This is a genomic window from Sutterella wadsworthensis, assembly GCF_003315195.1.
GTDB classification, from domain to species: Bacteria; Pseudomonadota; Gammaproteobacteria; order Burkholderiales; family Burkholderiaceae_F; genus Sutterella; species Sutterella wadsworthensis.
Genome location: NZ_QNRV01000003.1, coordinates 58,505 through 83,735, shown reverse-complemented (window position 1 = coordinate 83,735; position 25,231 = coordinate 58,505). Strand labels below are relative to the sequence as shown.

Annotated in this window: 22 protein-coding genes and 1 pseudogene; 14 read left to right on the top strand and 9 right to left on the bottom strand. The window is 55.6% G+C overall.

Features of this window, described 5'->3' with window-relative positions:
- Positions 1–103: 103 nt before the first annotated feature.
- The 4 genes from tolA to ybgC are packed head-to-tail and all read right to left on the bottom strand — an operon-like array spanning position 104 to position 2,970.
- Entirely contained in the window at positions 104–1,366 is a 1,263-nt protein-coding gene (gene tolA, locus DES29_RS02585) for a cell envelope integrity protein TolA (RefSeq protein WP_021994845.1), read from the bottom strand.
- Between the two features lie 22 nt (positions 1,367–1,388).
- A complete protein-coding gene (locus tag DES29_RS02580; protein WP_021994846.1) occupies positions 1,389–1,820 on the bottom strand; it encodes a biopolymer transporter ExbD in 432 nt (143 codons plus the stop codon).
- A gap of 17 nt (positions 1,821–1,837) precedes the next feature.
- Positions 1,838–2,509: a protein TolQ gene (gene tolQ / locus DES29_RS02575; protein ID WP_005430939.1), complete on the bottom strand. Its 672-nt coding sequence runs from the start codon at positions 2,507–2,509 to the stop codon at positions 1,838–1,840.
- 35 nt (positions 2,510–2,544) lie between these two features.
- Positions 2,545–2,970: a tol-pal system-associated acyl-CoA thioesterase gene (ybgC, locus tag DES29_RS02570; protein WP_021994847.1), complete on the bottom strand. Its 426-nt coding sequence runs from the start codon at positions 2,968–2,970 to the stop codon at positions 2,545–2,547.
- A 331-nt stretch (positions 2,971–3,301) separates the two neighbouring features.
- Between ybgC and DES29_RS02565 the strand changes: the two genes are divergently transcribed.
- The 6 genes and pseudogenes from DES29_RS02565 (at position 3,302) to DES29_RS02545 (ending at position 11,000) form a co-directional block, all read left to right on the top strand.
- A complete protein-coding gene (locus tag DES29_RS02565; protein WP_005430937.1) occupies positions 3,302–5,563 on the top strand; it encodes an ABC transporter substrate-binding protein in 2,262 nt (753 codons plus the stop codon).
- Positions 5,563–6,540 (top strand): ABC transporter permease, encoded by a 978-nt coding sequence (locus DES29_RS02560; RefSeq protein ID WP_005430935.1) that lies wholly within the window; start codon positions 5,563–5,565, stop codon positions 6,538–6,540. The genes DES29_RS02565 and DES29_RS02560 overlap by 1 nt, the downstream gene beginning before the upstream one ends.
- 48 nt (positions 6,541–6,588) lie before the next feature.
- Complete coding sequence (locus DES29_RS02555) at positions 6,589–8,013, top strand: ABC transporter permease (protein ID WP_016473569.1); 1,425 nt, start codon at positions 6,589–6,591, stop codon at positions 8,011–8,013.
- Positions 8,014–8,026: 13 nt separating this feature from the next.
- Complete coding sequence (locus DES29_RS02550; protein WP_113854415.1) at positions 8,027–9,895, top strand: dipeptide ABC transporter ATP-binding protein; 1,869 nt, start codon at positions 8,027–8,029, stop codon at positions 9,893–9,895.
- Positions 9,896–10,058: 163 nt separating this feature from the next.
- Positions 10,059–10,238, top strand: a pseudogene (locus tag DES29_RS12725) (helix-turn-helix domain-containing protein); the annotation flags it as partial.
- 69 nt (positions 10,239–10,307) lie between these two features.
- Complete coding sequence (locus tag DES29_RS02545) at positions 10,308–11,000, top strand: LysR substrate-binding domain-containing protein (protein ID WP_240907197.1); 693 nt, start codon at positions 10,308–10,310, stop codon at positions 10,998–11,000.
- On the opposite strand, the gene DES29_RS02540 is transcribed toward DES29_RS02545, so the two are convergent.
- Positions 10,994–11,899, bottom strand: a complete 906-nt coding sequence (locus tag DES29_RS02540) for an ACP S-malonyltransferase (RefSeq protein ID WP_113854399.1) — start codon at positions 11,897–11,899, stop codon at positions 10,994–10,996. The two genes, DES29_RS02545 and DES29_RS02540, sit on opposite strands and share 7 nt — an antisense overlap.
- On the bottom strand, positions 11,896–12,510 hold the full coding sequence (locus tag DES29_RS02535; protein ID WP_016473573.1) for a malonate decarboxylase holo-ACP synthase: 615 nt from the start codon (positions 12,508–12,510) through the stop codon (positions 11,896–11,898). The genes DES29_RS02540 and DES29_RS02535 overlap by 4 nt, the downstream gene beginning before the upstream one ends.
- 205 nt (positions 12,511–12,715) lie before the next feature.
- On the opposite strand from DES29_RS02535, the gene mdcA reads away from it, so the two are divergent.
- From mdcA to DES29_RS02495, 8 genes are all read left to right on the top strand, one after another.
- Positions 12,716–14,380, top strand: coding sequence for a malonate decarboxylase subunit alpha (mdcA, locus tag DES29_RS02530; RefSeq protein WP_016473574.1), 1,665 nt, complete (start codon positions 12,716–12,718; stop codon positions 14,378–14,380).
- A gap of 2 nt (positions 14,381–14,382) precedes the next feature.
- A complete protein-coding gene (locus tag DES29_RS02525) occupies positions 14,383–15,609 on the top strand; it encodes a triphosphoribosyl-dephospho-CoA synthase (protein WP_113854397.1) in 1,227 nt (408 codons plus the stop codon).
- Positions 15,610–15,611: 2 nt separating this feature from the next.
- Entirely contained in the window at positions 15,612–16,448 is an 837-nt protein-coding gene (locus tag DES29_RS02520) for a biotin-independent malonate decarboxylase subunit beta (RefSeq protein ID WP_016473576.1), read from the top strand.
- Positions 16,445–17,272, top strand: coding sequence for a biotin-independent malonate decarboxylase subunit gamma (gene mdcE / locus DES29_RS02515; RefSeq protein ID WP_016473577.1), 828 nt, complete (start codon positions 16,445–16,447; stop codon positions 17,270–17,272). The genes DES29_RS02520 and mdcE overlap by 4 nt, the downstream gene beginning before the upstream one ends.
- Positions 17,273–17,323: 51 nt before the next feature.
- Complete coding sequence (gene dcuC, locus DES29_RS02510) at positions 17,324–18,598, top strand: C4-dicarboxylate transporter DcuC (protein WP_016473578.1); 1,275 nt, start codon at positions 17,324–17,326, stop codon at positions 18,596–18,598.
- Between the two features lie 24 nt (positions 18,599–18,622).
- Positions 18,623–19,762 carry a M20/M25/M40 family metallo-hydrolase gene (locus tag DES29_RS02505; protein WP_016473579.1) on the top strand — a complete coding sequence of 380 codons (1,140 nt, stop codon included), beginning with the start codon at positions 18,623–18,625 and terminating at the stop codon, positions 19,760–19,762.
- Positions 19,763–19,858: 96 nt separating this feature from the next.
- On the top strand, positions 19,859–21,160 hold the full coding sequence (locus DES29_RS02500; protein WP_016473580.1) for a CapA family protein: 1,302 nt from the start codon (positions 19,859–19,861) through the stop codon (positions 21,158–21,160).
- A 21-nt stretch (positions 21,161–21,181) separates the two neighbouring features.
- Positions 21,182–22,297 carry an asparaginase gene (locus tag DES29_RS02495; RefSeq protein WP_016473581.1) on the top strand — a complete coding sequence of 372 codons (1,116 nt, stop codon included), beginning with the start codon at positions 21,182–21,184 and terminating at the stop codon, positions 22,295–22,297.
- A 599-nt stretch (positions 22,298–22,896) separates the two neighbouring features.
- Here the strand turns inward: DES29_RS02495 and ruvB are convergent.
- From ruvB to ruvC, 3 genes are all read right to left on the bottom strand, one after another.
- Positions 22,897–23,949, bottom strand: coding sequence for a Holliday junction branch migration DNA helicase RuvB (gene ruvB / locus DES29_RS02490; RefSeq protein ID WP_005430925.1), 1,053 nt, complete (start codon positions 23,947–23,949; stop codon positions 22,897–22,899).
- 73 nt (positions 23,950–24,022) lie between these two features.
- Positions 24,023–24,604 carry a Holliday junction branch migration protein RuvA gene (gene ruvA / locus DES29_RS02485; RefSeq protein ID WP_005430924.1) on the bottom strand — a complete coding sequence of 194 codons (582 nt, stop codon included), beginning with the start codon at positions 24,602–24,604 and terminating at the stop codon, positions 24,023–24,025.
- Entirely contained in the window at positions 24,601–25,206 is a 606-nt protein-coding gene (gene ruvC, locus DES29_RS02480) for a crossover junction endodeoxyribonuclease RuvC (RefSeq protein WP_016473582.1), read from the bottom strand. The genes ruvA and ruvC overlap by 4 nt, the downstream gene beginning before the upstream one ends.
- Between the last annotated feature and the right edge of the window lie 25 nt (positions 25,207–25,231).

The window sequence follows — 25,231 nt, the reverse complement described above, 5'->3', positions numbered from 1 at the left end:
GCGCCGATGAGATCGGCGCATACTGAGCCAGCAGCCAATAAATCGGCCTGCAGATTTGGATTCTGCAGGCCGATTTATTTTAGGCGCAGCAAACGGGCCGCCGTCACTTGCCGGCAGTATCGTCCACCGGATCGAACGTAATGGTCAGCACGCTTGGAATAGCTTCGCCGCCAGTGGGCTGTGGGAACGGATTACACAAGCGAATGGCACGCAGGACATTGGTATCGTAAGCGGAGAGCCCAGAGCTCTTTTTGAGTTCGGGCGAGCCGATTTGTTTGCCGTCGGATTGCAGGCGCACTTGATATTCCGCGACATAACGTCCGCGAGGCGTATTGACCGGAACGTCGAACAAGATGTTCGGGCGGATGCAGGCACGCACTCTGTTGGACCAGGTGGCCAGTGCGGAGCCGGTGAGGCTTCGGCGGAAGTTGCGCTGATCACCTCGAGTGGTGCCCGAGCGCTGCGCATTCGGGTCAATCTTGGCTGCAAGACGAGCGAGTTCGCGTTCACGCGCTTGCTGAGCAATGCGGCGTTTGGCTTGTTCGGCTTCTCGAGCCTGACGTTCCGCCGCAGCCTTTTGAGCGGCTTCCTGTGCTTGGCGTTCGGCTTCTTCGCGCTTTAACTCTTCAGCGATTCGCTTCGCTTCGGCTTCAGCGGCAAGGCGCTCTTCTTCGGCCTTTTTGGCTTCCTCAGCTTTACGTGCTTCTTCGGCCAGACGCGCGGCTTCCTGACGACGGGCTTCTTCGGCCTGACGTTCCTCTTCCGCTCGTTTTGCCTGCTCGGCAAGACGTTCCTGAGCGATGCGCTCTTCTTCTTCCCGGCGAGCCTCTTCGGCTAGACGGCGCTGCTCGGCCTCGATAGCTTCTTGACGCATGCGCTCAATCTCTTCGGCGCGGGCGCGCTCCTGCGCAATACGTTCGGCTTCTTGGCGGCGAGCTTCAAGTTCCTCCTGAGCTGCACGGGCGATCTGCTCCTCTTCAATGCGCTGAGCTTCTTGGGCTTTCTCGCGAGCGATGTCTTCAGGAGTGGGCTGGGCGGGTTCGGGCTGGGCCGCGGGCGGAGGCTCTGCGGGCGGGTTGGGTTCTGGAGCAGCCGCTTTCTGCTCCTGCTGCTCTTCGGTGTCTTTGCTCTTAACTTCCGGAAGCTTTTCAGCGACGCCGGACGGATCGTTGCCGCCGGAAATTTCTTCCGGCGCCCAAAGTTCCGCATAAACGGCCTCCTCGGACGTATTCCATTGGAACGCAGTAAAGAGACCCACAAAGAGCGCGCCGTGCACGGCAACCGAAAGGAGTGCGGCGGGAAACATGTCCCGGCGATCCGCCTGATGCTCTCGATTAAAACCGCTGATGGGTGGCTTGATGCTCATAGAAAAGATCCTTCAATGGGCATCAGCGGGCGGCCGTAGGGCGCTCAACCTTGAGCGAAAGTCCGACGCGCTCAACTTCTGCGCTCTGCAAAAGTTTCATGACGTTCACGACATCTTCGTACCGCACATCTTTATCGGCGGCAATCACCACTGGAACTTTTACATCCCCGGCCTGCGCAGAACGAACGGCGGCAACCAGTCCAGGCATGTCAGTCGGCTGCATTTCCTTGCCTGCGCGAAGCGACAGACGGCCGTCGGGATAAACGACGACTTCGACCACTTTTTCAGGTGCTTTCGACGCTTTGTTGACGGATGGCAGGTTGACGACGCTCGGATTCACAAAGGGGGCGGCAACCATCAGGATGACGACGAGCACGAGCATCACGTCGATGTAGGGAACGACGTTGATCTCGGCCATCAGGCCGCGGCGGCGGCTTTTGCTGCTGAGAGCCATTGAGAGTTCCTCCGGAATCAGCGCGATTGGCGCTCGAGAATGTTGAGGAATTCTTCGCTGAAGCCGTCAACGCGGTTGGAGAGACGGCCAACGCGGTTGTTGTAGTAGTTGTAAGCGGCGACTGCAGGAATGGCGGCAAAGAGGCCGATGGCAGTGGCTACCAGCGCCTCGGCAATGCCCGGCGCAACAACGGCGAGACTTGCGTTTTCAAGGCTCGAGAGCCCCGTGAAAGCGTTCATGATGCCCCAAACCGTGCCGAAAAGACCGATGTAGGGTGAAGTGGAACCGATGGAGGCAAGCATCGGCAGACCGTTTTCAAGCCGGTCCATCTCACGGGTAAAGACTGCCCGCATAGCGCGGGAGACGCTGTTGACCGTATCGGCAGCTCCGGCCGTTTGACGCTGTTTCATGAATTCGTTCATGCCGGCGGCAAAGATGCGCTCTTCCATGCCGGAAGTGTCGCGGGAGCGGTTGGCCGTGTCGAGCAGTTTCGTGAGTTCCGTGCCGCTCCAAAAACGCGACTCGAAATCGTCAGTTTGACGCATGGCGCGGCGCACGACGAAGAATTTCTGGAAGATGACCGTCCAGCTGGCAAGCGAAAGCACGATCAGAATAGCGAGAACGGCCTTCACGACCAGACTCGCGTTGGCGATGAGCGTGAGGATCGAAAGATCGGCAGTGGTGTTCATAATGGAAAGCTTTGTCGGATTGAATGAACTGGAATTTATTCGGCAAGGTCGAGCAGCGCGCGGATTTTTTCGTAGAGCGACTCCGGCATTGCAGCCGGCGCCATCGTGCGGCGGCTCACAGCGCCGACGCGCACTTCGCCTTCAGTAATGAGTTCGCTGCCTCGATAAACATTTTGCTCAAAGACGATCGAGGCGCGCCGCAGTGTCTTGATGCGCGTGCGCACGGTCAGGTGGTCTTCGAGCTTGGCGGCTCGACGGTAGCGGATGGCCACGCTTACGGCAACAAAAAGGACGCCGTCGGGATCGGTGAGCGAATTCGCCTGCGCGACTTTGAGCTCCTTGAGGAGGTTCGAGCGGGCGCGCTCCATGAATTTGAGGTAGTTGCTGTGATAGACGATGCCGCCGGCATCGGTGTCTTCCCAGTAAACCTCAACAGGGAATTCGGCTGTGAATTCTGGCATGAGGAGAAATGCGTTTCGAAGGCTCCAGTCTGGCAGAAGGCATTTGCGGGCATTCGGACTGCTGGAGCGGAAAATTTGGATTCGAAGACCATACGAGCAGCATCAGCGGAAGCGCTTCAAATCGTGTTCCACAGTGCATTTATCCCGCCGTCGTTCGAGTGATCCCGTAGTATAGGTGCTCTTCAGCAGCTGTTGACCTGTAGGAGCGTCGACGGCAAAAAATCGCAAAAGATTGCTGTACTGAAGCAGGTCTGCGAAAGTCTGTTTCAGATGGATAGGAGAACACAAATTGACCCAAGGCCGGAGATCGATAAGCGATTATGCGTCCGCGTTGACGGCTAAGACCGATCCTGCGCACAGTCTTTTCAGTCGACGTGCCGTTTGGGCGGCTGCTGCCGCAGTGCTCGTGTTTGCGGCGTTGCTTTTTACGCTTCCGGATGTTACCAACAATCCGCGGCCGCTTGCTGAGTACGGCGAAAAGACGCTTTTTACAGCTTTTGGCGGCAGAAGTCCGCGGACGCTTGATCCGCAGCGGTCATATTCGAGTGATGAAACGGCCTATACCTATTCCATCTATGAGCCGCCTTACCAGTACGCCTATCTGAAGCGGCCCTATGAGCTCGAGCCCCGCACGGTTGAAAAGGTGGCCGAGCCAAAGTACTTCGACAAAAGCGGAAAGGAGCTGCCGGCGGATGCCGATCCGGAAGCGGTGGCGGAGTCCCGCTATGTGCTTAAGATCCGCCGAGGCATTTTTTATGCGCCGCATCCGGCCTTTGCCAAAGATGAAAAGGGCGCTTTTCGCTACCACCATCTGGATGCGGACTTGGCAGCCCGCGTGCGCAGTCCTTTTGATCTGCCTGAAGCGGGCACACGAGAGCTCACGGCTGCAGACTACGCCAACGGCATTCGCCGTATTGCAAGTCCTCAGGTGGTGAGCCCGATTTACGGCACGATGAGTTCACGCATTGTGGGTTTTCCCGATTTTAAAAAGCGGCTTGACGCCAAGTGGCGGGCCATGCGTGAGGCCGGCGCCTCTGAAGAGACATTTTTTGATCTGATGGCAGAACCCCTTGAGGGGGTACAGGTCATTGACGACCATACATTGGAAATCCGCATTCACGGTAAAGACCCCCAATTTGCCTATTGGCTCGCAATGACCTTTTTCGCGCCGATGCCGCAGGAAGCAGAGCGCTTTTATGCACAGGCGGGATTGCGAGCCAACAACGTATCGCTCGATACCTGGCCTGTCGGCACCGGAGCCTTTCGTATGCAGACCTTCCGCGAAAATCGCCTGCATGTGCTCGAACGGAATCCGCTTTATAAGCACGGTTTTTATCCCTGCACGGGGGAACCCGACGATGAGAAAAAAGGCCTCCTAAAGGACTGCGGCAAACCTCTGCCGCTCGTTGACCGCGTGGTTTTTGAAGTGGAAAAAGAAGCCATGCCGCTGCAGTCGAAATTTTTGGCGGGGTATTACGACAGTCCGTTTATCGATCGTGTCGATACGGGGCTCGGCTATTTGGTCGCAATGGATGACGATCCGGACAAGGCGGCGCTTTACGGCGGTCGCGGACTGAAGTTTCCTAAAACCGTGATGGCTGGACTTTGGTATCTAGGATTTAATTGGCTCGATCCCGTTGTGGGCGGCGGATCAACCCCGGAAGAAGCTGAGCGGCATCGCGCGCTGCGCCAGGCGATTTCAATCGCGGTCGATTGGGAGGAAAATATTGCCATCTTCCAGAAAAACCAAGGCATGCCGGCACATGGACCGATTCCGCCCGGTCTCTTTGGCTGGCGGGCTGACGGTCCGGAAGCTTTTAATCCTGTGGTGTATGAAAAGCACAATCAGCAGGTGATCAGAAAGCCGATTGAACGGGCCAAAGAGCTGCTTGCCAAAGCCGGGTGGCCTGACGGGCGCAATGCTCAGACGGGTGAGCCTTTAGTGCTCTTTTTTGACTATCAGAATGCCGCGCAGGGGTCGAGCGCCTATCTGGAGTGGTACCAGCGGCAGTTTAAAAAACTCGGTATTCAGCTTGAGATCCGTGCCACCGATTACAACCGCTTCCAAGAAAAAATGAGCAAGGGGGCCGCGCAAATCTTCTTCTGGGGATGGAACGCCGATTATCCGGATGCGGAAAATTTCCTTTTTCTCTTTTACGGTCCCAATGGCAAGGTGGCGCATGAGGGAGAGAATGCGGCCAACTATGAGAATCCGGCATTTGACCAGGCTTTCCGTGAAATGCGGCTCTTAGAAGACGGGCCGCAGAAGGCTGCGCTCATCGACCGAATGGTTGAGATTCTGCAGCAGGATGCCCCCATTCTCTTTGGCTATTTCCCGCCGGCCGCAGCGGCTTATCAGTCCTGGGTTGAAAATGCCAAGCCTTCCGGATTGGTACAGAACGCGCTGCAGTACTACGACGTTGATGCAGATCTTCGGCTGGCGAAAATTCGGGAATGGAATCGTCCTGTGCTTTGGCCGCTTGCCGTTCTTGCGCTTGGGATCGGACTCCTCGTTTGGGGAGCTCTTGCAGTGCTCGCTCGCCGACAAGCCAGGCGCCTGCGGCCGCTGAAGTCGAATGGAAGGAGCCGCTGATGATCAACTATTTGCTTCGCCGCGTGGTCTACGGCATTTTGATTCTGCTTGGCGTCAATCTCATCACGTTCGTGCTCTTTTTTGCCGTCAATACGCCCGACGACATGGCGCGGCTCAATTTGGGCGGCCGCCGCGTGACGGCTGATGCCATTGAGGCTTGGAAAGCGGCGCGCGGTCTCGACAAACCGCTCTTCATCAACACAGCGGCCGAGGGTGTGCAAAAAATAACGGACACGGTTTTCTTTGAGCGAAGCGTGCCGCTCCTTTTCTTTGATTTCGGCCGCAGCGACTCGGGCCGCGATATCGGCTACGAAATTTCAACCCGCATGTGGCCCTCTCTGGCGCTTGCCGTACCGACTTTTCTGCTCGGCCTCATCGTGATGGTGGCCTGGTCGCTTTTGGTGGTGCTTTTTCGCCGAACGAGGGTGGAGGCGGCAGCCATTGGGCTCTCTGTCTTTCTGATGTCCATTTCCTCGCTCTTTTACATCATTGTGGGCCAGTGGCTCTTTTCAAAGCTGATGCGGCTTTTCCCCATTTCAGGATGGGCGGACGGCTGGGGATGCACGGCATTCTTGGTGCTGCCGGTGCTGATTGCGCTCTTTTCGCGTTTGGGCAGCGATACGCTCCTTTATCGAGCGATGTTTCTCGAGGAAATCGGCCGCGACTATGTTCGTACGGCACGCGCCAAGGGGTTATCTGAAGGCGCAGTACTGCGGCGTCATGTGCTCCGAAATGCTGCGCTTCCCATCATCACCTCGTCGGTAGCGGTGATTCCAATGCTTTTTATGGGAAGCCTCATTATGGAAAGCTTCTTCGGCATTCCCGGTCTGGGGAGCTATACGATCGACGCTTTGGGGGCACAGGACTTTTCCGTCGTACGCACGATGGTTTTTCTCGGCACCTTCGCCTACATCATCGGCTTGATTGCTACCGATATCGTTTATGCCTGGGTGGATCCGCGCATCCGACTCGCTTGATGCGCTCAAGGCTCTCTCAGGACTCGTCAGAACACCGCTCAATTCGTCATGCTTCCTGTTTTCCTTCCGACTGACTTTGTTGCGTGGGGGCTTTTCGTCCTCCTCATATTGGCCGTCCGTCATGTTCGCCGATCGCCGGAATTGGCACGCCGCTGGCGCATGGTTTTTGCGAGGCCTTCTGCAGCAGCCTCGGCTGCCGTACTGGCGATTTTTCTGCTGACGGCGCTCATGGACTCCATTCATTGGCGCGACGCACTGCCGCCGGCGGATGCCTCAGACGCCGCAAGTGCCGTGCAGGCGTACTCTCCGGAGGTGAAGTCCCTTTTGGATGTTGTGATACTGGAGCGCCTTAAAGCGGCAGGGGATGAGCGCAGCTATTCCATGCCTTTTGCGCTTCGCGAATTCGACAAGACGACGGTTTTTAAAGACGGACATGCCGTACGTGATTTCCAGCCGCTCAAAAATGCGGGGAAACTCTTTGGGCACCGTACAAGGACATTTGAATTGGTAAAGGGAACGCTGATTGCCGCAATCGCGGGCGGTGTTACAGCCTTTCTCGCGTGGATTTTCACGGCTTTGGCGATAGCCCGCCGGCGAAACGCGACCTTCACGCAGACCTTGATGGTGATGCGGAACCGAGACGGGCGTTTCCCATGGAGACCGGCCATGCTTGTTTTTACAGTCGCTTGGCTGCTGATGGTCTGGCTTATCCTGATTTGGCCCAACTGGCACGTTTTCGGTACGGATGCGGTTGGCAACGACGTGCTTTATGAAGCGGTCAAAAGTGTTCGAACGGCGGTGGTGATCGGTTCGCTCGCAACGCTCGCGACGCTGCCGTTTGCGCTGACGCTCGGAATTGCCGCAGGCTATTTCCGCGGGTGGGTGGACGATGTCATTCAGTATGTTTATACGACGATCTCCTCTATTCCAAGCGTGCTCCTCATCGCGGCATCCGTACTGATGGTGCAGGTGTTCCTCGATAAGCACCCAGAGCTCTATCAAACCAGTCTCGAACGCGCGGATCTGCGGCTGATGCTGCTCGCGGTCATCATCGGCATGACTGGCTGGGCTACGCTCGCGCGGCTTTTGCGGGCTGAAACGATGAAACTCTCCACGCTCGACTTCGTGTCAGCGGCTAAAGCCTTGGGCGTGAAGCCTTTTGCGGTGATGCGGCGCCATATTCTGCCCAATGTGATGCACATCGTTCTGATCGTTACGGTGCTCGACTTTTCGGGCATTGTGCTCTATGAGGCCGTGCTTTCTTATGTCGGCGTCGGGGTGGATCCCACCATGCATTCCTTCGGCACCATGATTAATTCAGCCCGCAGCGAACTGTCGCGCTCTCCCATGATTTGGTGGAATCTTCTCGCCAGCTTTCTCTTCCTTGTGACGCTGGTGCTCTCGGCCAATATTTTTGCTTCTGCCGTTCGAGATGCCTTTGATCCTCGTGCCGCGGGCCGTGGCCGCGCTTGATGGAGGGGTGCTGATGAATATCCAAAGTGAACCGTCGCTGTTATCGGTCGACCGCCTGACGATAGATCTGCCGCTCTCGGGCGGCGTGCTTCACCCTGTGCGCGGCGTGAGTTTCACCGTACGCCGCGGTGAAGCGCTGGCGCTTGTGGGGGAATCGGGCTGCGGCAAAAGCCTTACTGCGATGGCGCTGATGCGGCTGCTGCCCGAGGATGCTCAAGTGCCTTCGGGGACGGTGACGCTCGAGGGACGAGAGCTCTTGTCACTCACCGAGAAAGAAATGGAGCGCGTTCGCGGGGCAGGCATTGCCGTGATTTTTCAGGAACCGGCAACGAGCTTTAACCCCGTGATGACGGTGGGCGATCAGGTGGCGGAAATGATCCGCACGCATTCGACGTGCGGACGCACGGAGGCAAGAGCGCGTGCCGTCGAGTGGCTGCGCCGAGTCGGCATTCCTCGCCCGGAAGAAGCCTATGACGCTTATCCGCATGAGTTGTCGGGCGGTCTGAAGCAGCGCGCGATGATCGCCATGGCACTCTCGGCAGATCCCAAAGTGGTGGTGGCGGATGAGCCGACCACGGCTTTGGATGTCACTGTAGCGCGTCAGGTTCTCGAGCTTCTCAATGACTTGAAGCGCGAACGCGGTTTGACGCTCATTTTCATCACTCATGACCTTGCGCTGCTGCCAGGGATCGCTGATCGCGTTGCACTGATGTATGCGGGTGAAATTGTCGAAATGGCGCCGACAGAAGCATTTCTTGCCCATCCGGAGCATCCTTATGCGCAGGCGCTCCTGGGTGCGCTGCCGCGGCCGGACGGTGCTCCGCTCCAGCCGGTGGAAGGCTCGGTGCCGAATCTTTGGGGGCCGCTCAAGGGCTGCGCTTTTGCGCCGCGCTGTGCACGGGCCAAGTCAAAGTGCTTTGGACATGCGCCTGCTCCTCAGTCTCGGCGCGATGGGCTGGGCACTGTGCGGTGCATCTTCGCGGGCGACAAGACGACCGCCGAATGCAGGACGTTCGCTGCGCCCGAAGCGGCGGCCATAGACGGAGAGCCCGTGCTGGAACTCCAACATGCGGCAGTACGTACGGCACCCAAAGGCTTTACGCAGTCGCTCGCGGCTTTTGTCGGCCGTGCGGTCGGCCGCACTATTTTGCCGGACTGCACGCTCGCGCTTCATCGCGCAGAGACGCTTGCGCTCGTCGGTGAATCGGGAAGCGGCAAGACGACGGCCGCCTTGACTGCTTTAGGGCTTTTAGGAAACGGACTGCTCGCAGAGGGTACTGTGCGCTGCGGCGGCATTTCAATGCCGGTTGCAGGGCCTCGCAGCCCGGCTTTCAGAAGAAAGGTACAGATTGTTTTTCAGGATCCCTTTTCTTCGCTTGATCCGCGCATGACAGTGGGGCAGATTTTGGAAGAGGCGCTCGTTTCGCTCAGACCGGAGTTGACGCCTGCAGAGCGACTTCTCCGCATGCAGGCGCTTTTGAAGGAGACTGGACTCGATTCCGAAAGTCTGGAGCGTCTGCCGCATGAATTTTCGGGCGGTCAGCGTCAACGCATTGCCATTGCCCGAGCACTCTCGGTTGAGCCTGAAGTGATTGTGCTCGATGAACCAACTTCCGCTTTGGACGTTTCCGTACAGGCGCAAATTCTTAATTTGCTCGGCAGTCTGCAGCGCGAGCGCGGTTTGGCTTATCTGCTCATCACGCATAACTTTGCCGTGGTGGAGCACGCTGCCCACCGCGTGGCGGTTATGCAGGGCGGACGAATCGTTGAAGAAGGTGCTGCGGCAGCGGTGCTGACGCACCCCAAGGCGCCTTATACGAAGCGGCTGCTGGCCAGTGTGCCGCGGCTCTTGCAACCATACAATTCTGTCGGTCGGCACTGATTGACTTGTGGAGCCCGTAAGCGTCGGTCACTATCGAGGTGGCGTTCGGCGCAAGCTTCAGGGATTTTTGCTTGATTTCCTCTTTAGTTCTGGGCTTTAAAGTATTGAAAATGATGATTGGACCCTTTCCGAAAAGTCCGATCTCTGGCGCGGGTAAAAAAGTATGTTCGACGATCGACTTTCATTGCGAAAGCTGGAAGTGTTTCTGGCCTTCTTGCGTACTGAAAATATTGCGAAGACGGCAGAAGACCTGGGAACTGCGGCGGTGAGCGTCCATAGGGCGCTTCATACGCTTGAAGAAACGATTCAATGTCCGCTTTTTACACGCAAAGGACGACAGCTTCAGCCGTTGCCCACCGCAAGAGAGTTTGCAAAATATGCTCAAGATTTAATTGCGAGAATGCACGAGGCCGTGGAAGAGACGAGGCGTGTCGGCGGTTTTGAACAAAAGCGCATGCGTCTCGGAAGTCTTTACTCGCTTTCGGTCCGCACCGTGCCGAACCTCATTCTCGGCATGAAGTACCGTAGGCCAGAGCTTGAATTTGAGCTTGTGATGGGAAGCAACAAGTCACTTTTAGCGAAACTTGAAGAGAACAAGCTTGACGCTATCGTGATTGCGACGAGCGGAGAGGAGATTGACGAGCGAAAGAACATTGTCATCAAACTCTTTGATGATGATCTTTTCTTGGCCGCGCCATCGGACTACAAGGGACGCAAGAAAGATGCAGATCTAAAGGATCTCCATTTTGCTAAATGGGTCACGCTGCAGGAAGGCTTTGCAACGTTCGACGGCTTTGTTGATGCATTTCGGCAGACTGGAAAGACGCCGGAGATTGTGGCGAAGGTGAACGACATTTTCTCAATGGTGAGCTTCGTTCAGGCGGGCCTCGGTTTTGCCTTGTTGCCAGGCCGGATGCAACCGGTCTTTGAGTCAACCGTCAAACTCATTACGTTGGCAGAACCCTATCGAATCCGGCAGACTGTTGGGATTGTCTTCAAAAAGACGCATGAGCACGAAGCCAATTTCCTCGCGCTTGCCGCAGAAGCTCGCATGTACGGCCGCAGCCGGTCCGGTACGCCGTTGCCTTTGCCGCTACCTCATTGAAGTCTTCCAATTCTCTCAATGATTTCTTCTGCGGGCGTTGTCGATGACGAGATGACGAGGCCGTCCGCAAAAGTTGTTTTTGCCAGTGAGCCGAGGATGCCGCCGGGCGGCATTTCAATAAGGACATCGATGCCTCGTTCTTTAGCGGCTTGTGCGGCATCAAGCCAAGAGGTGCGCCTAGCCATGTTAAAGGCCAGATCGTCTACAAGCTTGGTAGGGTCCCAAATCACACGGCCCGAGTTGACGGAAAGATAAGGCACTTTCGGGCGCTTGACCTCAACTTTTTGGAATGCTTCCATTAATACCTTGGCTGGACACATGAGAAGCGGGCAGTGGGAAGGAACAGTAACTTGAATGCGCTTTGCGTAAAGGGCGCCGCGGTCCTTTGCACGCTTTGCCGCAATGTTCAAAGACGATAATGGTCCGGATAGAACAATTTGCTGTTCGGAGTTGATATTGGAAACATAGATGTCGTCAACGGCATTCGTTATGTCTTCCGCTGTATTGAGGTTCAATCCGCCGATTGCCATCATGCCATATCCCGAAGGATAGGCACCCTGCATCAAGCGGCCGCGAAGTAGCACCAAACGAGCAGCATCCGTAAGCGACAAGGCGTGAGCCGCGACTGCAGCACCGAAAGCTCCGATCGAGAGTCCTGCAACGAGTGAAGGCTGAATACCGGCGGCTTCTAGCTCTCGGCATTTCCCAATTCCCGCACAGAGAAGTGCGAGCTGTACGTTTTCTGTGCGTTCGAACGCTTCAGCAGAATCGAGCGTCAGGAGATCCAAGCCGATGGCATTGCTCATTTCTTCAAGGACGCTTAGCCCAAAAGTGTTTAAGCCGTGAAGTATGCCGGGACGTTGAGTACCCTGGCCCGGAAATACAAAGAAGACTCTCATGACAAGTCCCCCCAGGGTTTATCAGTCAGTACGGGACCGGAACTGGTTTTTAGAAGCACGGCGTCCCGCAGAAGCCATTCGCGAAGTGCAAATCCGCCTGATGGCGTTGAAATCTGAACGTCTATCCCCACCAAGAGGTTCCTGAAGCTTTGAAGCCAATCACGCATTTCGTCTTTGTCCAAGGGTAAGGACGCATTCACAACCAAGTCCAAATCGCTTGACGCCCGCATGACAGAGCAACCCCATGCGAGCGAAAACCCACAGCTTCCCGTGATCCCCCATTTGGCCGGAGCAGGGCGAAGCAGGAGCTTCAGGGCTGCTTGTACGGCAGGCCAATCCCGTAAAGGCGAATGATCGAGGATGGAGCTGGACGCCAGATCTTCAGGTGTTAGTACACGCAGCACATCTCCTTTTTTCGCCCAATTTGCTTGTCTGTCCTGTCGGTTCGGACCGCGAAGACCAATCGGTATCCAATCAGCATTGTGCGCATCACGCCTTACAACCACGGGCATGGAGGCAGGTTGCCAAAAGCCGTCAATTAAAGGGGCAAGGCTGTCTCGTAAAGACGCCTTACCGGTCAGGAATAGAAGATCGTGAGGACGAATGAGCATGTCGCTTCAGTTTCAATAAGGAAGAGGGACTTGCAATCCTTAAGGGGAAGCATAAGAGAAGGAGTACTTAGCAAACCATTTCGGTTTTAGTAATGAACGTACGGAAAATGTGATTGATCCGATCGGTTTAAGTGAACAAACTTAGTGCTGACAAATGCTTCGACCGCATCAAGTTGCGGCAGGTCGAAATTAAGGAGAAAGCCTTATGGTAGTAGGCTCAAGCACTCGCCGGTGGGATGTCCGGCGAAGAGCAAAGCATGCCCGACTCGAGGGAACAAGGAAGGCGCTTGGTTTATCTGGGAAGGTGATCCCAACGAACAAAATCGGAATGGCAATCGACACCCTGGTTATGCCGGGCGACCGTGTTGTGCTCGAAGGGAACAACCAGAAGCAGGCGGATTTTCTTTCGCGTGCGCTTGTGAATGTTGATTCCGAAAGGATTCACGGCTTGCATATGATCATGCCAAGTGTGAGCCTCCCAGAGCACATGGATCTTTTCGAAAAAGGGATTGCAAAGCGCCTCGATTTTTCGTACGCGGGATCGCAAAGCTTGCGCATTGCGCAGCTCCTTGAAGACGGCCAGCTCGAAATAGGTGCGATTCACACCTACGTTGAGCTTTACTCACGGCTCTACGTTGATTTGATTCCGAACGTCGTGCTCGTTGCCGCATATGCGGCGGACCGAGAAGGGAACCTTTATACGGGTCCAAGCACGGAAGATACACCAGCGCTTCTCGAGGCCGCCGCGTTCCATGACGGTGTCGTGATTGCACAGGTAAACGAGATTGTTGACGATCCGAAAGATCTAAAGCGTGTTGATATTCCTGGTTCCTGGGTGGATTACGTTGTAAAGGCTGACCGGCCGTTCTTTATCGAACCGCTCTTTACGCGCGATCCGCGCCAGATCAAGGACGCACACATCCTGATGGCCATGATGGCTTTGAAGGGGATCTACGCACCGCACGAAGTCGAATCTTTGAATCACGGCATCGGCTTCAACACTGCTGCCGTCGAATTGCTTCTTCCAACATTCGGCGAAGAGCTCGGCATCAAAGGCAAGGTATGCCGTCATTGGTGTTTGAATCCGCATCCGACGCTGATTCCCGCCATTGAATCGGGTTGGGTCAAAAGTGTTCACTGCTTTGGCGGTGAATTGGGGATGGAAGACTACATTGCTGCGCGCCCGGACGTGTTCTTTACGGGGCCGGACGGTTCCATGCGTTCGAACCGCGCTTTCTGCCAAATGGCAGGGCAATACGCCGTTGACATGTTCGTGGGCTCAACTCTCCAGATGGATCCGCTTGGCAATTCATCAACCGTTACGCGCGGCCGCTTGGCTGGCTTCGGCGGAGCTCCCAACATGGGGCACGACCCGCATGGCCGTCGGCACCCAACGAAAGCCTGGCTTGAAATGATCCCGAAGCCCGATCCGGTTGCTCGCGGCAAGAAGCTCGTGGTTCAAATGGTGGAAACCTTTCAGGCAGGTCCGAAGCCTACGTTCGTTGAAACGCTCGATGCAGTGCCAGTTGCCCAGAAGGCTGGTTTACCGCTCGCGCCCGTAATGATCTACGGCGACGATGTGACGCACGTTGTGACCGAAGAAGGTATCGCGTGTCTCTATCGTGCAGAATCCTTGGAAGAGCGAAAAGCACTTGTGGCATCCGTAGCGGGGATTACGGACATCGGCATGGCCGCAGATCCTGCAGTAGTGAAGAAGTTGCGATTTGAAAAGAAGCTTCTTCGCTCGGAAGACCTTGAGATCAATCCGGCAAAGGCAAATCGTTCGCTTCTTGCCGCTAAGAGTATTGCCGATCTCGTCGAATGGTCGGGCGGTCTCTACAACCCTCCAGCGAAGTTCCGGAGCTGGTAGCCATGTGTCGTGCCGTTCGCTTTGATGAGTCGCTTGAGCGTCTTCCAACGGCGGAAGAACTGGCGCTCCTTGCAACCGCAAGCTTGAAGGATGAGGCGAATCTCTTCCCAAAACCGGGGCTTGTTAATTGGCGCAGTTCCGGGTCGCATACGGACATGACGATCGAGATGATGCATGCGTCCGTGGACGCCATTAGCTCGAGTTTCAAGGCAATGGCCGGTGCAGCGAAGAAAGCCGATCGAAATAATCCGGAGTCTCTCTCAGCACTTCGAATGACAGTCGGCGCTATTGGGCGTGCGGCGGAGGTCGCAATGCTCAAGGCAACGGGCGGCGTTAATACGCACCGTGGCGCAATTTATGCGCAAGGGCTGTTGACTGTGGCAGCAGGGCTTGCTGAGGAGCGAAGCGCTCTAGCTGCAGAGCGTGTTGCAGCACTTGCGGGCCACATTGCTTCGATTCCGGACCCGGGGTTCGAGGCACCCGCAACAAGCCACGGTCTTGTCGTCCGAAAGCGCTTAGGACTTCCTGGAGCCAGGGAAGAGGCGCAAAGCGGTTTTGAGCATGTCCGCTTATTTGCGCTCCCTGCGCTCCTGAAGTCCCGCAAGGCTGGGCTCTCTGAAGCCGCTTCTCAGATCAATGCGTTGCTTGCGCTCATGGCAACCCTTCCGGATACCTGCATCGCCCATCGCGGCGGACTCGCTGGACTCCAAGCAGTACAGAGCGGTGCAAAACAGGTGCTTGACCTTGGAGGTGTCGGCCTTCCTGAGGGCAGTGCGGCATATGAGGCACTGTGCCGCCAAATGGAGGAACAAAAGCTCTCACCGGGTGGCTCCGCCGATCTTCTCGCTGCGACGCTTTTCTTGGACCGCTTATTGGCTTTCTGGGTCGAAGAAAGAAATCACTCATTGGGGAAATTTATGGAATCGCTTGAATTAAAGATACCGGCCGGCCAACCGATCAAGGACGCTCAAGTCCAGATGGGCGTGGTTGCATCGGGTGACATGGAAGTGCTCTACGACGGTGTGAGTGACAAGAGGGATCTCACCGTCAAGATCACTTCATCTGTGGACAACAGCGCAGCTCGATGGAGCGCCATTTTTGAACGCTTGTCGGTGATGCAGGGTTTGCCTGCCGGGATCATGGTCATTCATGACTTCGGCGCAACGCCAGGTGTTGCACGCATCCGGATTGAACAGGCCATTGAAGCCGCAAAAGAACAGGAGGCGTAGTCATGCTGATTAAAAAGAGCTTCATTGAACTGCGTGCTCGTGAACGCGCAAAGGCGCTTCTTGACAGCGGAAGCTTCCGCGAGCTCTTGGGACCGTTTGACTTCATTGAGTCTCCGTGGCTTGAAAAACAGAACATCGTTCCACAGGCCGATGACGGCATGGTGATTGCTAAGGGGACTTTCGGCGGTAAAGCTTGCTGTGTGGCTGCCATTGAAGGGGCTTTCCAGGGCGGAAGCATGGGTGAAGTGTCAGGCGCCAAGATGGCGGCGATGCTTGAGCTTGCCCTCGAAGACGCTGAGGCAGGGAATCCGCCTCTTGTGATCCTTTGCCTCGAAACGGGCGGTGTGCGTCTTCAGGAAGCAAATCTTGGGCTGGCAGCCATTGCCGATATTCATTCAGCCATTGCCAAGCTGCGCCGTCATACGCCAGTTGTTGGCCTCATCACGGGAACGGTCGGTTGCTTCGGCGGCATGTCGATTGCTGCAGGGCTTTGCTCCTACTTGGTCGTGACTAAAGAAGCTCGTCTGGGCCTCAATGGTCCGCAGGTGATTGAGCAGGAGGCGGGCATCACAGAATATGACTCCAAAGATAAGCCTTTTATTTGGTCGATGACGGGCGGAGAAATCCGCTATGAGACCGGATTTGCCGATGAGCTTGCAGTCGATGACGTAGATGCCGTTCGAACGGCAATTGCCAAATGCTTTGCTCAAGGCAGCCCAGAATCTTTTCGCACAGACCGTGTGGGCTTCTACCTTCCGAGACTTGCCGGTTTTGATGCTTCTCAGCAGGTGTTTCCCGAAATTACCAAAGCCCTTTTCTCCCAAGGAGATCGCAAATGAATCGCGTTGAAACGACGAAGAGCCTCGCGGCTGCGAGCAGGGGTGCTGTTTGGCTCAAGGCGCTCGATCCGGAGGCCAAGCTTTTGGGGGAGCTGATCCCGAGCGTTGCCGCGGCTGACGGCGAAATCGATGGTAGGGCTGTTCGCTTCATGGCCGTACTTCCGGATCCTAAGAATCGTTATCCACGCGCTCGGAAAGGTGAAGTAGGTCTTCTCGAAGGTTGGGCTGTTGCGACGTCCGTTTTGGATTTCGTCCAAGCCGAGTCCAGCCAAGAAGAAAAGACGCCGCTTGTGCTCGTCATTGATGTTGCGAGTCAGGCCTATGGCAGGCGGGAAGAGGCGTTCGGCATTCACCAGGCGCTTGCAGCATCTTCTGCCGCTTTCATTAAAGCGCGCGAAGTCGGACATCCTGTTGTGGGTTTCATTGTCGGCAAGGCGATGTCAGGCGCATTTCTTGCTTTTGGCTACCAAGCCGACTACCTGATTGCACTCAACGATCCGGAGGTTATGGTTCATGCGATGAGCAAGGAATCAGCTGCCCGCATCACGCTAAGAACCGTTGAAGCACTAGATCATTTCGCATCCGAGATTCCGCCTATGGCATATGACGTAAGACATTTCTCGCAGCTCGGGATTTTGGGTGAGCTTCTTGACATTTCCGATCCTGATCTGCCCGCAACTGACGATGTGAAAAAGGCTCGTGCAGCTATCTTGAAAGGCATTCGGTTTGCCAAAGCCGAAAACCTTCCAGAACGACGTCTGCATGCGCCACTGCGTCAAGCATCTGCAATGGTTCGCGCGCGTATGAGAGCCGTTTGGCATTAATTCCATTTGGATTCCTAAGACTACCTCTAGCAGGAAAAAAAGGAGACAACCATGACAATGATCCTCTCGGCAGTCGTCATTCTGGCGATGTGCTGGGCGCTCGTTAAAAAGTACGAGACCCGACTGGTACTTATCGCAGGCGGCTTGATTCTCGCTTGCATGGCCGGCGACCCGCTTGCCCCCCTCGTGTCCTTCTCGAAGTCGATGAAGCAGGCGAATGTCTTTGAAGTCATCATCGCTTCGATGGGTTTTGCAGCTGTCGTCAAGATGACAGGTCTTCATACCCATTTGATTGCTGTCTTCCTGAAGCTGCTGAAGAAGGCCGGCCCGTTTGTCATCATTGGCGTATCGCTCGCGACGACCATCGTGAATAGCGCTATCCCGTCTGCGGCCGGTACTTCCGCCGCTGTGGGCACAATCTTCATTCCGCTGCTTCTTTCCGCAGGTGTTCCTGCACCGCTCGCGGCCGCGGCTGTGATGGCCGGCCTCTATGGCGGTAATTTGAATCCGGGCCACGTGCATCCGACGATCGTCGCCGATCTTGCACAGCGTCCCTCAATCGAATTCGTCCAGATGGTTGCAGGTCCGATTCTGGGCTCGGTAGTGATTTCGTCCGCACTGATGGTCTTGATAGCCTTCTATATGAAGAAGCGTGGCTGGCGTCCTGATGAAGTGAAGCTAGAAGCTGACGGCGAAGGTATCCCGCCCGATTTCAAGATTAACTACCTCTATTCCATCATTCCGCTTCTCCCGCTCATCATTTTGCTCCTTGGAAACTTTGGCATCGTGTCGGCGCTCAAGATGCCGGTCTCACACGCCATGATCATCGGTGCAGTTGTGGCATTGATTGCCGTTCGTCCGAATCCTGGCACGTTCGTCAAGACCTTTTTTAAGGGCATGGGTGACAGCTTCGGGAACATCTTCGGCATCATCGTTGCGGCCAATATCTTCGTGGCCGGCATGAAGAGCGTAGGTCTGATCCAGGCCCTGATCGAGTTTATGAGTTCGTCGCCTGTCATTGCAAAGGGTGCTTCGATTGTTGGTCCGTTTGTCATCGCTGTGCTCTGCGGTTCAGGCGAAGCAGCTTCGATCGCCTTCAACAATGCTGTGAGCGCGCATGCTCCGCAATTTGGCCTTGACATTATGAATATGGGTGCCATGACGGTGCTCTCGGGTGGTATTGGTCGTTCAATCTCGCCTGTAGCCGGTGCCATGATTATCTGCGCCGGGATCGCGAAGGTTTCGCCGATGACTGTGGCGAAGTTCCAGATCATCCCGATGTCTGGCGCACTCATCTTCGTGACGCTGATGCTCTACGTCTTCTAATTCATAAAAGAAAAGGAGAACGTTATGTCTGAAGCATCCATGCTTAAGGAATTTTTGGAACTTATCCAAATCCCAGTCCAGAGCCGGGACGAACGCAAAATTGCCGACGTCGTCAAGCAGAAGCTCCTTGATCTCGGGCTGACAGTTGAAGAAGACAAAGCAGGTGAAAAGCTTGGCGGCAATACTGGCAATTTAATTGGTCGCCTCGCCGGCGCCTCGGATGTGCCTTCAATTCTTCTCTCTGCCCATTTGGATCGCGTGAGGAATTCCGGGGCTATTCATCCTGTTGTGAATGAAGCCGAGGACTTGATTAAGAGCGACGGTACATCAATTCTTGCTGCCGACGACGTGTCTGGCCTATGTGCCGTTCTGGACGGACTTCGTCGTGTCAAAGAAAGCGGAAAGCCTCACGGCCCCGTAGAAGTGGTTTTCTCGGTCTGTGAAGAGATCGGCGTTCAAGGCTCTGGTCAGCTTGACTTTTCTAAGCTTAAAAGCAAGCAGGCTTTCGTCTTTGACGCGCCTGGCCGCATAGGCCGCATCATCAATCAAGCGCCGACCAAGTGCAAGATCGAGATCAAGGTTCACGGCATCAAGGCCCATGCCGGTAATGAGCCAGAGAAGGGACTCTCTGCCATCCGTGTTGCTGCAGACGCGATTATGCATCTTCAGGAAGGCCGCATCACGCCCACGGTAGTTTCGAATATTGGCGTCATCAAGGGAGGAACCGGTACCAATGTTGTTCCGGATCTCTGCGAAATGACAGCTGAGGCTCGAAGCACCGACGATACCGCGCTTGAAAAGTATCTCGAAGGCTTCAAGGCGACTTTCGCCGAGACGGCGAAGCGCTGGAACACCCCGATCGACGTGAATATCAAGACGCTTTACCACACGTTCTTTGTCGATCTGCAGTCTGAAATCGTTTCGACAGCAATGGACGCATTGAAGACTGTGGGAGTTGAAGGTTGGTGTGAACGCGGCGGTGGCGGAATGGACGGCAATCACTTCAACTGGAACGGCATCCAGGCGATTGGTCTTGCCTTGGGCTACAGCAAGAACCACACCAATGCCGAACAGATCTATATGACTGATCTCTTCAAGGGTGGCCAAGTGGCTGCAGAAATCATTCACCGCACCTATGAAAAAGCTAAGGGCACAAGAGGCTAAGTTTCAGGGTTCCGTGCGCTTCTTCTCTCTCCAGGCGGTGGAAGCGCACGGGGCTCGAGCTTGCAGCTTGGAGAACCAAAAAAAGGGAGATTTCCTATGAAGACGACATTCATTGCGTCGGGCGACAGCTTCATTACCCGCCGCATTCCAAATGATGGCTATGAAGGTTTCGACGAACTGAAGTGCTTGATTGAGGCTCATGATGTTCGCTTTGCCAACCTTGAATCTACTTTTCATGACCAAGAAGGCGCCCCGGCGGCGACATCGGGCGGTACGTGGGCAATGAGCGACCCTGTTCTCCTCGACGATATGAACCGCTATGGTTTCAATCTCTTTAATACGGCGAACAATCACTCCGGCGACTTTGGACAGGGCGGGATTGTTGCCACAATCAAGCATCTCAAAGAGCGCGGCATGATTTTTGCTGGCACCGGCATGACGCTTCAGGAAGCCTCTGGCGCGGCATACCTCGAAACTAAGCATGCCCGCGTTGCCATGATCGGCATTACGTCTACGCTTGATCCGGCTGCTGCCGCTGGCGGACAAGGTTTCACCATGAAGGGACGTCCGGGTTTGAATCCGCTTCGTTTCCGTACTGTCCATCATGTGAATCAAAAGCACTTCGATATGGCAAAGGAGCTTTCCGACATCACGGAGATCAATGCCCGCACGTTCAATCTAATTTCCCGCGGCTACCGTCTGCCGTTCCCCGAAGGCACACTGCCGCTCGGAAGCATGAATTTTGTCCTCACTGATGGCCCGGAACGCAATGAAACAGCGCCCAACAAGAAGGATTTAAAGCGGACACTCGATGAAATTGCTGAAGCTCGCCGGCAGGCTGACATTGTCATCGTCTCAGTCCACCATCACGAAATGCGCGGCGGCGACACGATGAAGTCACCTGAATTCATTGAAACCTTCAGCAAAGCCTGCATTGACGCGGGTGCGAGCGTTGTGATCGGTCATGGTCCGCATCAGCTTCGCGGTATTGAATGCTGGAAGGGCGGCGTAATCTTCTACTCTCTTGGAAACTTCATCTTTCAAGCTGAAACTGTCGCACGCCAGCCCTATGACGCTTTTGATGGCAAGAACCTGCCGCAGGAAATGAGCGTCGGTGCTTATATGGATTTCCGCAGCAAGAACGGTACGAAGGGCGACGTCGTTAACCCTGAAATCTGGCGCGCTGTTTTGCCTTCATGGACGATCGAAGACGGGAAGCTCACCGAAGTGAAGCTTTATCCAATCGACTTGGGTCAGAAAAATCCGCGTCCGCATCGTGGCTCGCCTAAGCTTTCCCAGAGTGTAGAGACGCTTGAGCACCTAAAACAGCTCTCTGCTGATCTCGGCACAACCATTGAAATTGAGAATGGTGTTGGCAAGGTCATTCTGCCGCAGTAATCCACCCAAATGGAGGAAACTATGATTAAGAAGACCGCTATTGCCTTTGCGACAAGTATTCTTTTGGGTGCAGGCGCCAGCCTTACGGCTCTCCCTGCTGCTGCGGCTGATGCGCCCGTTAAGGCAGAACAAGTCAAGTCGCTCCCCAATATTGCGATTCTAGCTACCGGCGGTACGATCGCGAGCCGCGGTTCCGGCTCGCTTTCGCTTACGGATTATGGTGTTGGTTCCGGCCACAAACCAGTCGGTATTGAAGTTCTGACGGACGCCGTGCCGGAAATCAAAAATTTCGCCAACATCACTGGCGAGCAGATCTTCAACGTCGGGAGTTCTAAGCTTTCGGTCGCTAACGAACTGACGCTCGCAAAGCGAATCAATGAATTTCTGGCAAAGAAAGACGTGGACGGCATTGTCGTCACGCACGGCACCGATACGCTTGAGGAAACAGCCTATTTCTTAAATCTGGTTGTCAAAAGCGACAAGCCTGTTGTACTGGTTGGCTCTATGCGTCCCGCTACAGGTCTCAGCGCTGATGGTCCGCTTAATCTTGTCAATGCCGTCGCCTTGGCGGCTTCGCCCGAAGCGAAGGGCAAGGGCGTTATGGTCAGCATGAACGACAAGATCGGGTCGGCGTTTGGCGTGACGAAAACCAATACGACCAACGTTGCCACATTCCAGTGCCCGGATACCGGATGCTTGGGCATCATGCAGAACAACAAGCCGTTCTTCTTCAACATCAACACGAAGCGCCATACAACCAATAGTGAGTTTGATATCTCGAAGTTAAATGCGCTTCCACGCGTTGAAATCAACTACGCCTCACTCGGCCAAGACGGCAGTCTCATTCGCTCCATGATCAAGATGGGCGTTAAAGGCATCGTAAGTGCAGGTCTTGGTCACGGGAATGTTCCTGATGATGTGATGGAGGCCTTGAAGGAAGCAAAGAAAGCAGGCATCAAGGTAGTGATTGCCTCGCGCGTTCCGACTGGCATGATCACGCCTGTAGGCAAGTTCACGCGCGAAGGCTTCCAAAGTGCAATGCTGCACAATCCGCAGAAGGCTCGCATCCTTCTAATGATGGCGCTGACGGAGACAGATAACGACGCTGACATCCAGCGCATGTTCGACCAATACTAATTTTTTTTCTCTCTCCAAGAAGTAGCCTTCTCTTGCTCTCAAAGTGAGGGAAGGCTTTTTCTTAATTGGCGAACAATGCCCACCGCGTGTCAGAGGTTGACGTCAATACTCTCAGATAACTGATCCCTAACTTTCCAGCATCCGGGATGAATTTCCCAAGCTAAGTAGCGCGAGCATCTCGCGTTTTTTTTCGTTATGGCGCGATTCACCCATGCATCGGCAGTGTGGCGCTTATGGGTTTAGATCTGCTTCACAATTGTGAAGCAGACAATCGATGGAACGATTGGGGATTTAGCGATTACCTTGCTCTTGATCGTATGCTTCTTGATAGCCATCATGTGACGAAAGGTCACTATTGGCCGAAGGAATGTGCATCAAGGCAAAAACGCCGCGCGGCCGCAAGAAAAGCTTTCGCTTGGGCAGGATGATTTAGAGCTTCCAATCGCCCTTAAACGCGATAGAGGCGCTTAGCAAAAATCCAGACCATCCGCATAGCGGGGAACGTTGTGGACCGCTTGTCCTTGGAGCAGATGAAGCAAAGCTTCGCAGACGGTTAAGAACGCAAAGGTCTGGCGGAACTTATGCTTGAGCGATGCGGCTTAAAAGAGCGTGGCGTCGCGCATGACTGCGCCGCCTTGATTCGCCGGCGGCGTGAGCTTGAAATGCTCCCAGGCACGGTGCGCAGCCATGCGGCCGCGCGGCGTGCGCTGCAGGAATCCTTGCTGAATGAGGTAGGGCTCCACTACGTCCTCGAGCGTGTCTCGGTCTTCACCGATAGCGGCGGCCAGATTGTCAATGCCGACAGGCCCGCCGGAAAATTTTTCAAGGATAGTGAGCAGAAAGCGCCGGTCGATGAAATCGAGACCGACAGGGTCTACGTCAAGCATGGTTAATGCGGCGGAGGCAACTTCCCGGGTAATGGTGCCGTCGTGGCGAACTTCTGCATAGTCGCGTACGCGTCGCAGCAGTCGGTTGGCCACGCGAGGCGTGCCCCGGCTTCTGCTCGCAATTTCTGCTGCGCCTTCGGGATCGATGGAGACGCCGAGCAGTCTGGCCGAACGGCGCACGATCGTGATCAGCTCCTCCGTGGTGTAGAACTGGAGCTGATTGACGATGCCAAAGCGGGCACGCAGCGGGTTGGTTAGGGAACCCGCTCGCGTAGTCGCGCCGATGAGTGTGAAGGGCGGCAGATCAAGCTTGATGGAGCGCGCTGCCGGACCCTCACCGATCATGATGTCGATCTGATAGTCCTCGAGCGCCGGGTAAAGAATCTCTTCCACGACGGGCGAAAGCCGGTGAATTTCATCGATGAAGAGCACATCGTTCTTTTCGAGATTCGTCAGGATGGCAGCGAGGTCCCCCGGGCGCTCCAGTACGGGGCCCGAGGTTTGACGCAGGTTCACGCCCATTTCCTCTGCGACGATGTGCGCGAGCGTGGTTTTGCCTAAACCGGGCGGCCCGAAAAGGAGCAGATGGTCGAGCGGATCGCCTCGGCGCCGCGCAGCTTCAATGAAGATCTGCAGCTGTTCGCGCACCGCTTTTTGCCCGACATAGTCGGCAAGCCGCGTCGGCCGCAGTGCGCGGTCGACGTTCTCTTCATTGGGATTGGCGCAGCCGCCGGCAATCAGGCGGTCGGAGGAGTCTTCGGACATCTTGGAGAAAATGAAAATGCTGTCGTGAGGATGAGCATAGCGCAGCGGCGCGGTGCACTTACTCCGGTAAGACTTAATGCGTGAGTGACTTGAGTGCCAGACGCAGGCCGTCGTTCACCGTGCAGTCCTCGGGGAGCTTCTTCGTCGCGGCAGCGGCTTCGCGTTCGGAATACCCCAAGGCGATGAGCGCGGCCGCAACGTCGGCACGTGCGCCGGAGGTCGGCACTGCCGCTGCCGCTGTCGCTGCGCCGGTGCCTGCGAGCTTACCTTTGAGCTCCAACACCAATCGTTCTGCAGTCTTTTTGCCGATGCCGGGGACTTTGGTAAGGAGTCCGGTCTCTCCCCGATCGACAGCGTCTTTAAGCTGATCGACCGTGATGCCCGAAAGGAGTGCCAGCGCAATTTTTGGACCGACGCCGGAAATCTTGATGAGCGCACGGAACACAGCGCGTTCGGCGAGTGTGGCAAAGCCGTAAAGAAGCTGAGCATCTTCACGCACGACGAAGTGCGTGTGGAGCGTGAGCTCTCCGCCGACTTCCGGGAGATTGCAAAATGTTGACATTGGGACGTCGACTTCGTAGCCGACGCCGGAAACGTCAATCAGAATTTGCGGCGGATTTTTTTCAAGCAGTTTGCCGTGCAGTCGTCCGATCATTTTTTAGGATCCTTTTTTTCAACCAAGGCTGTCCAGGCGCTTCGAGCCCCTCGGCCGTAACTGCCGAGGCCGCGTCTTGCCGTGGCGTAGGTTCGGTTCGTGCCGCCGGACTTTTCCAGCGCCCGGAGTTTTAAGGAACTGGCCAGACAAAGTGCACAGGCGAGAGCATCAGCCTCGTCAGTACGCGGATGATGCGGCATGGGAAGGAGACGCTCCACCATGGCTTGGATCATTTTTTTGTCGGCGCTGCCCGATCCCGTAACGGCCTGTTTGATTTCGCTTGGCGTAAATTCTTCAACCGCAAGACCGGCGAGACTGGCCGCGCAGATTGCAGCGCCTCGGGCGTGTCCAAGAAGCAATGTGCTTTGAGGGTTGACATTCACGAACACACGCTCGCAGGCGGCAACTGTCGGCAGATGTGTCTTGATGACCGCTTCGATTTCGCGGGCGATATGCGCCAATCTCGCTGCAGTCTCACCCTTGGGGATGTCAAAGACGCCCGACGCAACCCAAATGGATTTGGCGCCCGTCGTGTCAATGATGCCCCAGCCGGTGTGATTGAGACCGGGGTCGAGTCCGAGAATGCGCACTGCGGCAGCCATGCGTTGCCAAAACCTTCAGTCGGTT

Bases quoted from the DNA above. Each gene is read 5' to 3' on its own strand.
- mdcE (WP_016473577.1), top strand. From the start codon at position 16,445: ATGAATCGCGTTGAAACGACGAAGAGCCTCGCGGCTGCGAGCAGGGGT.
- DES29_RS02555 (WP_016473569.1), top strand. From the start codon at position 6,589: ATGCTTCCTGTTTTCCTTCCGACTGACTTTGTTGCGTGGGGGCTTTTC.
- ruvA (WP_005430924.1), bottom strand. From the start codon at position 24,604: ATGATCGGACGACTGCACGGCAAACTGCTTGAAAAAAATCCGCCGCAA.
- ruvB (WP_005430925.1), bottom strand. From the start codon at position 23,949: ATGTCCGAAGACTCCTCCGACCGCCTGATTGCCGGCGGCTGCGCCAAT.
- ruvC (WP_016473582.1), bottom strand. From the start codon at position 25,206: ATGGCTGCCGCAGTGCGCATTCTCGGACTCGACCCCGGTCTCAATCAC.
- DES29_RS02535 (WP_016473573.1), bottom strand. From the start codon at position 12,510: ATGCTCATTCGTCCTCACGATCTTCTATTCCTGACCGGTAAGGCGTCT.
- DES29_RS02505 (WP_016473579.1), top strand. From the start codon at position 18,623: ATGTCTGAAGCATCCATGCTTAAGGAATTTTTGGAACTTATCCAAATC.
- DES29_RS02580 (WP_021994846.1), bottom strand. From the start codon at position 1,820: ATGGCTCTCAGCAGCAAAAGCCGCCGCCGCGGCCTGATGGCCGAGATC.
- mdcA (WP_016473574.1), top strand. From the start codon at position 12,716: ATGGTAGTAGGCTCAAGCACTCGCCGGTGGGATGTCCGGCGAAGAGCA.
- DES29_RS02500 (WP_016473580.1), top strand. From the start codon at position 19,859: ATGAAGACGACATTCATTGCGTCGGGCGACAGCTTCATTACCCGCCGC.
- DES29_RS02540 (WP_113854399.1), bottom strand. From the start codon at position 11,899: ATGAGAGTCTTCTTTGTATTTCCGGGCCAGGGTACTCAACGTCCCGGC.
- DES29_RS02495 (WP_016473581.1), top strand. From the start codon at position 21,182: ATGATTAAGAAGACCGCTATTGCCTTTGCGACAAGTATTCTTTTGGGT.
- DES29_RS02525 (WP_113854397.1), top strand. From the start codon at position 14,383: ATGTGTCGTGCCGTTCGCTTTGATGAGTCGCTTGAGCGTCTTCCAACG.
- ybgC (WP_021994847.1), bottom strand. From the start codon at position 2,970: ATGCCAGAATTCACAGCCGAATTCCCTGTTGAGGTTTACTGGGAAGAC.
- tolQ (WP_005430939.1), bottom strand. From the start codon at position 2,509: ATGAACACCACTGCCGATCTTTCGATCCTCACGCTCATCGCCAACGCG.
- DES29_RS02520 (WP_016473576.1), top strand. From the start codon at position 15,612: ATGCTGATTAAAAAGAGCTTCATTGAACTGCGTGCTCGTGAACGCGCA.
- dcuC (WP_016473578.1), top strand. From the start codon at position 17,324: ATGACAATGATCCTCTCGGCAGTCGTCATTCTGGCGATGTGCTGGGCG.
- DES29_RS02560 (WP_005430935.1), top strand. From the start codon at position 5,563: ATGATCAACTATTTGCTTCGCCGCGTGGTCTACGGCATTTTGATTCTG.
- tolA (WP_021994845.1), bottom strand. From the start codon at position 1,366: ATGAGCATCAAGCCACCCATCAGCGGTTTTAATCGAGAGCATCAGGCG.
- DES29_RS02550 (WP_113854415.1), top strand. From the start codon at position 8,027: ATGAATATCCAAAGTGAACCGTCGCTGTTATCGGTCGACCGCCTGACG.